The sequence below is a fragment of the Candidatus Tenderia electrophaga genome (assembly GCA_001447805.1).
GTDB classification, from domain to species: Bacteria; Pseudomonadota; Gammaproteobacteria; order Tenderiales; family Tenderiaceae; genus Tenderia; species Tenderia electrophaga.
Genome location: CP013099.1, coordinates 135546 through 149819, shown reverse-complemented (window position 1 = coordinate 149819; position 14274 = coordinate 135546). Strand labels below are relative to the sequence as shown.

Genomic DNA, 14274 nt, shown 5'->3' with positions numbered 1-14274 from the left:
GGTTTATGCTTGGTTCTTAAACGATACACAACACTCTGGCACGAGGAGAAAGGCAAATGAAAAAGGTACAACAAGGTTTTACACTTATCGAACTCATGATCGTTGTGGCGATCATTGGGATTTTGGCGGCGGTGGCGATTCCGGCATATCAGGATTACACCATTCGCGCCAAGGTTACTGAAGGGATTGGCTATGCCAACGCTGCGCGCACGGCCATCTCAGAGTACTACTTGTCCGAAAATGACTTTCCCACCCAAGCACAAGCGGGTGTGGCTAATGCTTCCACCACCGACGTAGTCCAAGGCGTAACCGTAGCCCGTACCGGCTCAACCACTGGAACGATTACTGTTGCATTCAGAGCGCTTGGCGGTGACGCCGCTGCTGGCGAAACGATTGTCTTCACCGGCACCGGCGGTCCAAATGGCGTTCAATGGACCTGCGCCACCGGCTCTCTGGATTCAAAATATCGTCCATCCAACTGCCGCTAATAAGCAACCATCCTAGTTAGACCTTATCAAGCCCCATGGTGACATGGGGCTTGTTTTTAAACGCGACATAATCGAGAAGGCAGTGAAGATCACAGCCAACACAGGGAAGGCGCTGCTAATAGCATGCACCCTGCTGCTCACCTACCTGATATACCAGCCCGGACTCTCCGGTGCATTTATCTTCGACGACTACCCTAACATTATTAACAATGAAGCAATTCAGATCGCTTCACTGGAGGCTGGCGAGCTAAAGCAAGCCACATTTTCAGGGACCGCGGGGCCGCTAAAGCGCCCGATCCCCATGCTCTCATTCGCCCTAAACCACTATCTGACCGGGCTGGATAGCCGCGGATTTAAAAGCATTAATTTACTGATTCATTGCATCAATGGCGTTTTAGTGTTTTTACTCACCCAGCTACTGCTAAATGCTTATCGGCAAACCCAGGATGGGCGCATCTCATCCCGACAAATCGTATTTGTCAGCGCGGTCGTCATGGCTGCCTGGCTCCTGCACCCCATCAACCTGACCTCAGTATTGTACGTAGTGCAACGGATGAACGCGCTAGCGGCATTGTTCAGCCTAGCGGGGCTGATTTTCTATTGTGTCGGCAGAATTCGTCAGATCAATGACAAGTCGGGAGCCCTATGGATACTTGCCAGCCTTATGCTGGCCACACCGCTCGCCGTATTCAGCAAAGAAAACGGAATTTTGCTACCCGCATTGCTAACTGTTATTGAAATCACCATATTCCGTTTCAAAAGCGCTCAAGGGCGGCACAGAAATCCCTTAATCGCACTGCACGCCGCCATTGTCGCCATACCCATACTTATAGTTGCCTCAATGCTCATATCGGGCACTATGGAAACCATGCTGCGCGGTTACCATGTGAGGGACTTTACTTTGCCGGAACGTCTCCTAACCGAGGCCCGTGCATTCTGGTTTTATATCTCGCAGATCATTGCACCTATGAATACCCAGCTCGGCATCTATCACGATGACTTTCCTATCTCACGCTCCATGACTGACCCGGCCACGACCTCCGTAGCCGTGATTTCGTTTTTATTGCTAGTTGCGTTCGCAATTTACTCCACATACCGCCTACCCATACTTGGATTCGGCATCCTGTTCTTTATCGTGGGACACAGCCTTGAATCCACCATACTGCCGCTGGAGCTTATTCATGAGCATCGCAACTATTTGCCCTCATTTGGACTACTATTTGCACTAGTGTTTTATCTAACCCATTCTTTAAAGTATCTTGACACACTGCGTCTTAGACAAATTGCATCCATCCTGTTGGTCGCAAGCTTTGCACTTGTGACCGCAGCCCGCGCTGAAATATGGTCTGACCCACTCACTCACATCACCATGGAAGTGGACAACCACCCCGAGTCACCACGGGCAAATCTGGAAATCGGGCAGATCTATATGGATCTAGGCATAAAAGACGAAGCAAACAGCGCCATACTTCTTTCCGCCGCCGCATCTCACTTTAAACGTTCCGTCGACCTACGCCCCTATTTTATCAGCGGACTATTTGCACAGCTGGCCATGGCCGCACAAACAAGCCAACCCTTTCCCGACGACGTGTTCGAAGAACTCATCAGGCGATTAAACAATCAGCCCATCCCTAGCAACACAGTAGCGTGGATAGACTATTTTGCTAAATGCAACGCAAATCCTACCTGCGAAGCAGATGATGAAAAAATAAACAGAATAATACAAGCAGTTGTGGGCAATGAACTTCTCAAGGGCCGAAGAAAAGCAGAGCTACTGACTGCCGCCAGTAACCACTACGTACACACAAGAGACTTCCAGAGCGCCCTCTATCTCGCCGCTGAGGCCGTAAACACGCAACCCAGAGACCCACGCTATCGGCTTAACCTGGTAAACCTACTAATCATTATGAACAGAATAAATGATGCTAAGATGGAACTAGAACAAGCCACCCTAGACGACGCATACGGTATCTATAGCAGCGAATCGAAACGCCTCCTGGACATCATCAACGAAATCACAATGGCAATGAACGGATAACCATGGGGTCAAACCCGGCTCTGCTGCCTAGCGATTGACTCCACGCATTATGGCGAAAACATGTCGAGACACAAAAATATTTGCATCAAACACATAACGTCATTGGGATTTTAGAATGAACCAATCAACTTATGATAGTAGTAACAAAAAAACAAAAGCATATCGAGCTTTAATTAAACCCAGAACGACCCACCCACAACATACCGGCCCAGGCAGGTTAGACCAATGGCTTAGTATAGTCATTCCCGCAAAGAACGAGGCGGAAAACCTCGAAAGACCATTACCTATACTTAAGAAATCGTACCCTAACGCTGAAATCATTGTAGTAAATGATGGATCTACAGACAAAACAAAAATGTCTCTCGAAAAAGTTCGACACAAGAGTAATAAATCACGCATATAGCATGGGGAAACGGGGCCGCCATTATCCATCTCAAAACGATTCTACCTTACAATAAAAGCGCCCCTATTATGTACCAACATGAAGGCCTGTATCTTTTAGCTCAAGCTCAATTTTACTCCGTCGATATTACCGGTGCCCGAGCATCAATTAACAAGCTAAAAGAGATGAATAAACACTCTTTGATTGATATTAGTAAAAAAATAGAACCGCTAGAGAATATACTATTTAAAGAATGATGATCACACTCACATCAATCAAATAGAGGATTATTAAGATGACTCACATATTGCTTCAGTAACTCGAACCATTCATAATTACTGAGATACAAACCTAAATTAATATTTACGTAGGTTTATAATAATGCATTCAAAAAAAGACATGTCTATCGTAATTCCAGCGAAAAATGAAGCTGAAAACCTAAGGCAATTAATACCCAGCATTAAAACGCTTTATCCAGACGCCGAAGTTATTATAGTAAACGATGGATCATCCGATGCCACGAAAACGGTCGCAGAAGATGCTGGTGCGACCGTTATTACTCATCCCTACAGCATGGGTAATGGCGCAGCCATTAAAACTGGAGCTCGCTCTGCGAGTGGTGAAATCATAATATTCATGGATGGCGATGGTCAGCATAAACCTGAAGACATAGAGAGGCTAGTTCATAAAGTAAATGATGGTTACGATATGGTGGTAGGTGCGCGCATGCTGGACACCCACTCATCTGTATTTAGACGCTACGCAAATATCCTATACAATAAGCTTGCCAGCTTAATGACTGGACATAAGATAGAAGACCTAACATCAGGCTTTAGAGCCGCTAGAACTCGCCATTTCAAAAAGTTTTTATACCTATTACCGAATGGCTTCTCTTACCCCACAACAAGTACAATGGCCTTTTTCCGTTCCGGCCTACCGGTGGGCTACATTCCAGTCAGAGCGGAGAAGCGAAAAGGCAAAAGCCACATACGCATACTCCACGACGGAACACGGTTCTTTATCATTATTTTAAAAATTGGAGCGCTATTCTCTCCAATGAGATTTTTCCTGCCCATAAGCGCCGGACTATTTTGTATTGGGCTAGCGTACTATGGATATACATATATCAACTTCAATCGATTTACCAATATGAGCGCCTTGTTATTTATATCGTCATTACTTACGTTCCTGATCGGCGTAATCTCGGAACAAATATCATCCCTTCATTACAAGGGCATTGAAGATGAGCAAAGACGCACCAAGCGATAAAGCACCGTCTCAAAACAATCCTAAGATACCTGCGTTGCCAGACCAGCACAGCCAATTCGAAGAGATGAAGGTATTCTACCGGGACGCCAACAAACTCCCGCAAGGCTCATTCCACCCAAAGAGGCTAGCAGCATTTCTTGAATACCAAAGGCAGCGACCAAGTCTTTTATATCGTGTGCGGGGCGGCGGTGAAAGGATTCATGCTTTCGCTCATAGGGGTGCTCGCGTTCATGGTACAGATTTATCCGAAAGGGCGATTAAATGCTGGAAGCATGATTTCACGACCATTACCTAGCAGCACATTGAACAGGGGATGGAGAAACTCAATAACCGTCCCCGAAACTGTCTTGGTATCAAAGCACCGAATCAGGTATTTTTCGGAATTAAATCTGATGTTTCACTAGAAACTTGAATCTACGATGGCATCTATTCCTCTATGCTCATGGAAACACGGATTCAACACCAGCGGGCGTGGCGGCTCCTGGCTCTCGGCACGGGTAATCTTTCCGGACTTGACTATCCGTGTGAGCGGACCATCCTTCAGCCTGAATTACTGGGAAATTGAACCCAAAGCCAGACCAAAAATGACCGGACTGCCGCGACGAAGCCCAAGACGTTGACCCAAATGACCGATTTATCAGGCCGATACCCGTGGACCGGCAGAAGCCTGAGACCACAAGGAACCTTAATCAAAACGCGTCTTCGGGCCGTTATAAAACTTCAGAAGATACTAGGGAAACGAACAAGCGCTTGGACTCAATAAAGTGGCGGTTGATAAATCATGAAAAACATTTTAATAACCACATCAACGCTTCCCGCATCGGAAACCGATGAGGTGCCCGCCTTTGTCATGGACCAGGCCATCGAACTGAAAAAACTTTTTCCGTCCCTGAACATTGTGATGCACGCGCCACACAACACTTACAGCAACACAGTCAAAATCGCTGAGAAAAACAGCAGTTATCGGGTGCATCGCTATCACTATTTTTGGCCTTTCAAATGGGAGCTTCTGGCGGGGAGAGGAATCATGCCAGCACTGAAGAAAAACCCACTGCTGTATTTCCAGATTCCCTTTTTAATATTCTTCCATTTTATTTCACTTCTGGCCGTGACGCTGAGAGAAAAACCAGAACTACTATACGCTCACTGGTTTACACCTCAAGCAATGACAACAGCGCTGGTTTCAAGGATCACAAAAATCCCTTTTGTCTTTACAACACATGCATCGGATGTCTCAGTGCTGAACAGGTTTCCATTCAGTAAATCCCTGGTGAACTGGGTATGCCGTCGAGCGTGTTCTTACATCGCGGTATCAGAGAGCACCGCTAAAAAGCTGACACACTTTTTCGCCGGAGCGTCAGACGAGCGCGCCTTGACCGACAAGCTATCCATTATTCCGATGGGAGTTTCAACTGATGTCCACCGAATTTCAGAGTCTGAACGCACGAAAGTATTATCTCGCTTCAGATTACCGAAGGACAGGCAGTGTATGCTGTTTTTAGGAAGACTTGCTGAAAAAAAAGGCGTGTCATGCTTGCTGGAAGCCGTTGCACAACTGCCATCGACGTCGGCTCGTCGACTGCATCTGATAATCGCCGGGGATGGTCAGCTAAGAGGTGAACTGGAGGATCGCTCACATCGCCTGGGCCTCACCAATGTTACCTTTACAGGCTACGTTACCGGCCAGGACAAATGGGCGCTGATCGACACCGTGGATTACGCCTGTTTTCCCTCGATTATAGATAGTAGTGGTGATGCGGAAGGCTTTCCTGTTGCCATCATGGAGTGTTTGGCGGCAGGCAAAATTGTCCTTTCCAGCAATGTCACTGGAGCTGAAAAAGTTATCAACGAGTACAATGCGGGATTCGTATTTCCAGAAAAGTCAGCAGCTTCACTGGCCAGCCTGCTGGAAAACGTGCTAACCCTAGACCAGTCTCGCAAAAATAAGTTACAGACAAATGCAAAAAGGCTGGCACTGAACTATGACTGGAGAACGATATCTCAGCAACATTACTCTATATTCCTGAAGTGCTGTAATGATGGAATTTAATTTTTTCGGCTATCTGACACTGAGATTGTATTCCGGCCACCACGCCGGTTATGAGAAATATTTCAGCAACGAGTATGCAAGAATATCCTCACAAGAATCAATCAACCCAGATGCCGTTTCCATTAATATTCACATAGTCAAAGAGCTGCCAGAACCAAGCTCAAATGACTTACACCGCACCGTTAATGTAAAAAAACTCTTTACATTCCATTATCTCATTAGAGGTATTAATAGCGAAGAAGTCGATATCTATTTCAAACGCCATTGGCTTGATAGCCTCTACATGAATGCTATTGCCGTATTCCTGCAAGCTCAGGTCCTGGAGCCCGTGATGTACCTGAAGCTGCTCAACAATAATGTTTTTTTTATGCACGCTGCCGGAGTATCCAGAAATTCTGAAGGATTTCTGTTCCCGGCTCATGGCGGAACCGGGAAAACGACTTTCAGCATAGTCCTGCTGAACAATGGATTTAAATTGTTGGGGGATGACCTATTGTTCGTGGCTCTCAATGAGGGCATTGTGTATCCCTATCCTCGTCCCATGCACATATTCACCTACAATGTGAACAATCTGGCCGGGGCCAAAATTTCGTTGCCCTATAGGGCGAGAATATACCTGAAGAACGTAATTCGATTTATATTGGAAAGGGTGCTTAAAACAGAATTTCTAATCTCAACACGTATTCACGCCGATGAAGTATTTAGCACCCCACCTTTTGGCACTCCGGTACCCTATAAAAAGATATTTTTCCTGCGAAAAACCGGCGATGCTGTCGAGCCTCAACCGATTACAAACGAGAATCGCGCGAGCCTAGCGGAAGAAATTATCCAGTCAGCGGATTTGAATGACAGCCTGTACAAAATTATTAACGACCCGAATGAAATAGATTCTATCAGGGAGCAGGAACGCGCAGTCGTGGGGCAATTGCTATCCCAGGTCGGTGTGCTTACTTATGTCAATCCGCGCAAACTCGATCTGAACAATCTAGGTTCTTTTATCCACAACCATCTCTAAGTGAAAATGACTGGATTTCACCGGACACTCTTGAATTTCCTGCTCATTGCGCTGATTGTTGCCTCCTTTGCACTTTATCTGAGTGATATTGACTATTCCCGAATCAAGGGGATTGAGCCGTCATGGCCCTGGCTGACCGCGGCCTCGCTCATTGCCCTGGCGTTCAGATACATGGGTGTCTTCGTCTGGCGCCGGATCTTGCTCGACCTGGGGGCAAAGGAAATGCCCAGATTTCGAACCCTTTCCTCTATATACGCCAAAGCCTGGATGGGGAGATATGTCCCCGGAAAGATTACCTGGATTGCTGCAAAGATCTACCTAGCGAGCTCACTGGGCATTTCAAAAAGCAGGCTGGCGGTAGCATCCACCCTCGAGGCAGTGGTGCAGATTGTCGCTATAACCACTGTCTCTTTGCTGCTGGTGGGACTCGATGTTCGTACCAGGGTGGTTTTGCCCGAGGTAAAGATACTCCTGGTTCTGCTTGCAGGCATAATGATTGTCTTGCTGCATCCACGCATTTTTAACGGGATACTGCAATTCACTTACCGAACTCTGGCTCGCAAAGCGGCCCACCCAGAATTGCAAAGCAACAAAAAGGCCGTTTATTCATCATTCATTCTTTACAGCATCGGAGCATTCGTCTCCGGCGCCTCCTACTTTTTCCTGACCCTGTCTCTGGTGGAAGGTACGTCTTGGGAGTTGTTTTTTTACATTGTCGGAGCATACAGCCTGGCCGGTGCGCTTGGCATGGCGGTACCACTACTGCCCAGTGGTCTGGGTGTCAGGGATGGCGTACAACTGGTCCTCCTGAGCGCCGTGTTCCCGAAGGAAATCTCACTGATACTGGTCGTCTATAGTCGCCTCTGGTCCTCCCTGATTGATGTGCTCTTTTATGTGATCGCTAACATGCTAGACAGGCGGCCGAATCAAGCACGGCCATCCACGCAGCCTTGATTTTCGACCGGTTAGAACGATCGATCAGGACTGCTTAGCCCACTCACAGGGCCTTTACCCCTCATGCTTGATCAGCCTAGTCACAGGCACGCCATGCCAATAAAAATAGCAAAAATGTTTATGATGAATCGCCCCGCGTTACTCGCGGAAGCGTTCTTGGAGTTTACTCTAGTGGTGGATTACTCTATAAGCACTGGATAGAAATCGGAGACTGCCCTAACAACCCCATTAATAAATATACACCAGAACAAATACTAGCCATGCAGCAACGCAAGGAACGCACTCGTCATCAGAACCTCATGACTACATTTCTTTAGCTTTAGCGCGAGCCGGCTGTAGCTGGCTAATATCACCTTCGTGGCAACTTAACCGAGTTTAGTCTATGCCACCTGTAGTGGACCGGACTGGAATTAAATTTTCAATGTCTACCCGCCCCTTTGCGAATATCTTCGCTCCAATTGTGATGGCCTTCGCAAGTTTTTATTCATTCACCACGCTATCCGCCAAACCCGTGACCCACTTTATGTTTACGTCATTTTTCTTTGAAAACTTAGATACATATCACTTCATCTTGCCCTAAAGAAAACATCGCTCATGGTCGACTATACATCGAGAGCAGAATGCTCCTTAGACAGTCATTTTTCCACTGGTGAATATTAACGATGCTGACCGGCCTAGCGCTAAGACTTGTTCAAGATGAACTATTGACCGAGACAGACGCCCAGAAGGCGTTTCAGGAGGCATCTGAACAAAAAATCCCTCTCGTACGTCATTTAGTCGAAAACAAGACCCTTAATGCCCGTGATATAGCCGTCTCCGCCGCCAACGAATTCGGCACCCCAGTCTTCGACCTGGACGTCATGGACATGGAAATGGCCGCCGCCTCACTAATTGATGAGAAATTAATCAGAAAACACAACGCGTTGCCTCTTACCAAGCGCGGCAATCGCCTCTATATAGCCGTATCCGACCCCACCAACCTCCAGGCCCTGGACGAAATCAAATTCGCCACCGGCGTTAGCACCGAGGCCGTCATCGTCGAAGATGACAAGCTTGCCAAGCTCATCGAGAAGATCCTCGAGGCCATGGACACCTCCATGGAAGGCCTGGATGACGAGGATCTGGATGACCTTGACATCTCCGGCGGTGAAGAAGAATCTTCCGGCGAGGATGTCAGCGAAAAAGACACCGAAGACGCGCCAATTGTTCGATTTGTGAACAAGGTGCTGTTGGATGCCATCAACAAGGGCGCATCCGACCTCCATTTCGAACCCTACGAAAAAACTTACCGGGTCAGATTCCGCCAGGATGGCATGCTGCACGAAGTGGCCGCCCCCCCCATCAATCTGGCCGGCAAGCTGGCCGCCCGTATCAAGGTCATGTCCCGTCTGGATATTTCCGAAAAGCGAGTCCCCCAGGACGGCCGCATGAAGATGAAGCTGTCCAGGAACCGGGCCATCGACTTCCGTGTCAGCACCTGCCCGACGCTTTACGGCGAAAAGATCGTTATGCGTATCCTGGACCCTACCAGTGCGCAGCTGGGCATCGACGCCCTGGGCTACGACCCGGAACAGAAACAACTGTACATGGAGGCCCTGCACAAACCCTACGGCATGATCCTGGTCACCGGCCCCACCGGCAGCGGTAAAACGGTTTCGCTTTACACCGGCTTGAACATTCTCAACACGCCGGAACGCAATATCTCCACCGCGGAAGACCCGGCCGAAATCAATCTGCCCGGCGTGAATCAGGTCAACGTCAATCCCAAGGTGGGACTGACCTTCGCCGCCGCCCTGAAGGCATTCCTGCGCCAGGACCCGGACATTATCATGGTGGGGGAGATTCGTGACCTGGAAACGGCCGAAATCGCCATCAAGGCGGCACAGACCGGCCATATGGTGCTATCCACGCTCCATACCAACGACGCCCCCCAGACCCTGTCCCGCATGATGAACATGGGGGTAGCACCCTTCAATATCGCCTCGGCCGTCTCCCTGATCATCGCCCAGCGCCTGGGCCGGCGCCTCTGTTCACATTGCAAGCAACCGGCCGATATACCCAGAGAGACCTTGATTGCGGAAGGCTTCCGCGAGGACGAGGTCGACACACTGAAAACCTACAAGGCGGTGGGCTGCGATCAGTGTACCGAGGGTTACAAAGGCCGGGTCGGTATCTACCAGGTGATGCCAATCTCGGAAGAGATGGGTAGAATCATTATGGCCGGCGGCAATGCCATCGACATCGCTGACCAGGCCAAAAAGGAAGACATCCCGGATCTGCATGATTCTGCCCTGGAAAAAGTACGCCAAGGCGTCACCAGCTTGGAAGAGATCAACCGGGTCATCACGGAGTAATGTATGGCTGAAAAAACGGCTTCACTCGACACCTTTATCTGGGAAGGCACAGATAAGCGCGGCAATCGCGCCAAGGGTGAAATCCGAGGCAATTCACCCACCCTAGTGAAGGCGGAACTGCGTCGTCAGGGCGTCAATCCGCTAAAAGTCAAAAAGAAGCCTAAACCGCTATTCGGGGGGGCCGCCAAAAAGAAAAAGATCACCGCCAAGGACATCGCTGTCTTCAGTCGCCAAATGGCCACCATGATGAGTTCAGGGGTGCCGTTGGTACAGGCCTTCGAAATCGTCGGCCGTGGCCACGAAAATCCTGCCATGCAGGAAATGTTGATGCGGATTAAAACCGATATCGAGGGCGGTGCTTCCCTGGCAGAAGCACTTGCCAAGTATCCCAATCAATTCGACGGTCTGTACTGTAACTTGGTCAATGCCGGTGAACAGGCGGGTATACTGGAAAGCCTGCTGCACAAGATTGCTATTTATAAAGAAAAAATCGAGGCCATTAAGGGCAAAATCAAAAAGGCCCTTTTTTACCCCGCAGCGGTTATCGTCGCGGCCATCATCGTAACCGGTATTTTGCTGTATTTTGTCGTGCCCCAATTCGCTGCATTATTCAAAGGATTTGGCGCCGACCTCCCTGCCATGACCCAGATCGTCATTGATATGTCTAACTTCATGGTCGAATCCTGGTATATCGTGGTCGGGGGCATTGCAGCAATCGTCTACGCATTTACCCAGGCAAAAAAGAAATCTCAAAAATTTCGAGATTTTCTCGATCGCTTTGCCCTTAAGGCCCCCATCTTCGGTGAAATCATCCGCAAGGCCACCATCGCCCGCTTTGCCCGCACCCTCTCCACCATGTTCGCCGCCGGCGTGCCCTTGGTGGAGGCCATGACCACCGTCGCCGGCGCTGCCGGCAACGTGGTCTACTCCAACGCCATCCTGCGTATGCGTGACGAAATCTCCACCGGCATCTCCCTGCAGCAGTCCATGCGCCAGAGCCAGTTGTTTCCCAACATGGTGGTGCAGCTGGTGGCCATCGGTGAAGAGGCCGGATCGATCGACGCCATGCTGGCCAAGATCGCCGATTTCTATGAAGAAGAGGTCGACAATGCCGTAGACGGCCTCAGCAGTCTCATGGAACCCCTGATCATGGCCTTTCTCGGCGTCATTATCGGCGGTCTGGTCGTCGCCATGTACCTGCCGATCTTCAAGATGGGCGAGGTCGTTTAAACGACGCCGTCAGGGATGACGATTCTCGAATACCTGGCCGGTAATCCCGCCTTTTTCATCACGGCCGTCGCCCTCCTGGGGGCGACCGTCGGCAGTTTTCTGAATGTGGTCGTCCACCGCCTGCCCATCATGATGGAACGGCAGTGGCGCCAGCAGTGCGCCGAGCTGGAGCATGCGGAGGCACCCGAACAGATCCAGGAACCGTTCAACCTGGCCAAGCCTGATTCGCGCTGCCCCCATTGCGGCCACAAGATTCGCGCCTGGGAAAACATCCCCGTCCTCAGTTACCTGTTTTTGAAGGCCCGCTGCGCCGGCTGCGGTGCCAAGATCTCCCCGCGCTACCCCATTATCGAAACCGTCACCGCCCTGCTCTCCGGCCTTGCCGCCTGGCACTTCGGCCTGGCCTGGGAGACGGCCGGCGCCCTGTTGCTGACCTGGGGCCTGATCCCGCTGACCATGATCGACATCGATCATCAGCTCCTGCCCGACAGTATCACCCTGCCCTTTCTTTGGCTCGGCCTGGGCTTGAACCTGTTCGGGCTCTACACCGATCTCAGCGCGGCGGTTATCGGCGCCATCGCCGGTTATCTCAGTCTCTGGAGTGTCTACTGGGGCTTTAAGCTGCTCACCGGCAAGGAGGGCATGGGTTACGGCGATTTCAAGCTGCTGGCCCTGCTGGGGGCGTGGATGGGCTGGCAGCAATTGCCGGCCATCATCCTGCTCTCGTCAGTGGTGGGCGCCGCGATTGGAATCGGCATGGTGCTGATGCGCGGCCGTGATCATACCATCCCGATCCCCTTTGGGCCCTATCTCGCCATCGCCGGATTGATTGTCTTTTATTGGGGTGATGACATTACCGGGGCCTATTTGCGCTTTAGTGGTTTGACCTGACCGGATGCCTGTCTCGCGGTCGTTGAGCGGGGCTGCGTCAGCACTCAAAATGGGGCAAGGGTTTCACACCAACGAGACACCGGCATGAGCTTAAATCCCCCTCCATCCCCCTTTTTCAAAGGGGGAGGTTTGACCGTACCAACACCTGGGCTGAGGTGTTTTGTTCCCCTCTTTCTCAAAGAGGGGCTAGGGGAGATTTAGTCTCTCAGGCCACGTTAACCGGATTGATTGTCTTTATATTGGGCTGATGACATTACCGGGGCCTGTTTGCGCTTTAGTGGTTTGACCTGACCGGATGCCTGTCTCGCGGTCGTTGAGCGGGCTGCATCAGCATTTAAATGGGGCAAGGATTTCACAACAACGAGACACCGGCGTGAGCTTAAATCCCCCTCCATCCCCCTTTTTCAAAGGGGGAGGTTTGACCGTACCAACACCTGGGCTGAGGTGTTTTGTTCCCCTCTTTCTCAAAGAGGGGCTAGGGGAGATTTAGTCTCTCAGGCCACGTTAACCGGATTGATTGTCTTTATATTGGGCTGATGACATTACCGGGGCCTGTTTGCGGTTTAGCGGGATGGCTTGATTGGTTTCCTGGGTGCCTCTACCGATGCGAGAGGGGTGATAACTTTACTAGGATCTGGGAGCCAGCAAGGCCTTAAATCCCCCTCAGTCCCCCTTTACTAAGGGGGATGTGTTACGGAGCTACTCCAGATGTCAGCGCCAACACATCAACCTTAAGCGTTTATGTTCCCCTCTTTCTCAAAGAGGGGCTAGGGGAGATTTAGTCTCTCAGGCTACATTAAATTGTCGGGGACCCGCGACGGATTTCACCCCCGCTACCCCCCTTTTCCAAAGAGGGAGGTTATAGTGGTCGATTCAAGAATAAACCTAGATACCCGACTATGCTGATCATCGGCCTCACCGGCGGCATCGGCAGCGGCAAGTCCGCGGTCTGCGCCCTGTTCTCGGAACTCGACGTCCCCGTCATCGACGCCGATGTGATTGCGCGTCTGGTGGTCGAACCCGGCCAACCTGCCCTGGAACAGATCCGCGCCACCTTCGGCGATGAGATATTGACCCCGGACGGCCTACTGGATCGCGCCCGGCTGCGCGCTCTGATCTTCGCCAACCCGGCCAAACGCAAACAGCTGGAGGCCATCCTCCATCCCGCCATCCGCCGCGAGATGCTCATACAGGCGGCCCAGGTTCAAGCGCCATACTGTGTGTTCGCCATCCCCCTGCTGATCGAGGTGGGGCAAACCGACATGGTGGACCGCGTCCTGGTGGTCGATGCCCCGGATGCGCTGCGCCGCCAGCGTCTCAAACAACGTGACGGCCTGGACGATGCCCAAATCGACGCCATCTTCGCCGCCCAACTCGAGCGGATAGCGCGCCTGGCCCAGGCCGACGATATCATCCACAACGCGGCCGACCTGGCGCATCTGCGCGCTCAAGTGCTTGATTTACACGACTGCTATTTAAAACTGGCGCAACTGGAAAAATTTCAAGGAAAATGACCGACTTCGCCGCATGGCGCGTGGCAGCGTGTTTACAGGCAGAGATGTTCGCGTAAACTACTCAAGATTAGGCACAGCCTGACTTGATT

At 50.6% G+C, this 14274-nt stretch carries 10 protein-coding genes; all 10 read left to right on the top strand.

Annotated elements, in window-relative coordinates; translation table 11 throughout:
- Positions 1-56 precede the first annotated feature (56 nt).
- The 10 genes from Tel_00740 (at position 57) to coaE (ending at position 14185) form a co-directional block, all read left to right on the top strand.
- The gene (locus Tel_00740) at positions 57-488 is read left to right on the top strand and encodes a hypothetical protein (GenBank protein ALP51783.1); all 432 of its coding nucleotides are present in this window, start codon (positions 57-59) and stop codon (positions 486-488) included.
- 43 nt (positions 489-531) lie between these two features.
- Positions 532-2526 carry a hypothetical protein gene (locus Tel_00735; GenBank protein ALP51782.1) on the top strand — a complete coding sequence of 665 codons (1995 nt, stop codon included), beginning with the start codon at positions 532-534 and terminating at the stop codon, positions 2524-2526.
- A gap of 763 nt (positions 2527-3289) precedes the next feature.
- Positions 3290-4177 carry a glycosyl transferase gene (locus Tel_00730; GenBank protein ID ALP51781.1) on the top strand — a complete coding sequence of 296 codons (888 nt, stop codon included), beginning with the start codon at positions 3290-3292 and terminating at the stop codon, positions 4175-4177.
- Positions 4178-4958: 781 nt separating this feature from the next.
- A complete protein-coding gene (locus Tel_00725; GenBank protein ALP51780.1) occupies positions 4959-6227 on the top strand; it encodes a hypothetical protein in 1269 nt (422 codons plus the stop codon).
- Positions 6214-7242, top strand: a complete 1029-nt coding sequence (locus Tel_00720) for a hypothetical protein (GenBank protein ALP51779.1) — start codon at positions 6214-6216, stop codon at positions 7240-7242. Before Tel_00725 ends, Tel_00720 begins: the two co-directional genes overlap by 14 nt.
- Complete coding sequence (locus Tel_00715) at positions 7243-8196, top strand: hypothetical protein (protein ID ALP51778.1); 954 nt, start codon at positions 7243-7245, stop codon at positions 8194-8196.
- Between the two features lie 665 nt (positions 8197-8861).
- On the top strand, positions 8862-10550 hold the full coding sequence (locus tag Tel_00710) for a type IV-A pilus assembly ATPase PilB (protein ID ALP54679.1): 1689 nt from the start codon (positions 8862-8864) through the stop codon (positions 10548-10550).
- Between the two features lie 3 nt (positions 10551-10553).
- On the top strand, positions 10554-11780 hold the full coding sequence (locus Tel_00705) for a type II secretion system protein F (GenBank protein ALP51777.1): 1227 nt from the start codon (positions 10554-10556) through the stop codon (positions 11778-11780).
- Between the two features lie 15 nt (positions 11781-11795).
- A complete protein-coding gene (locus Tel_00700) occupies positions 11796-12671 on the top strand; it encodes a methyltransferase (GenBank protein ID ALP51776.1) in 876 nt (291 codons plus the stop codon).
- Positions 12672-13570: 899 nt separating this feature from the next.
- Positions 13571-14185, top strand: coding sequence for a dephospho-CoA kinase (coaE, locus tag Tel_00695; GenBank protein ALP51775.1), 615 nt, complete (start codon positions 13571-13573; stop codon positions 14183-14185).
- Positions 14186-14274 lie beyond the last annotated feature (89 nt).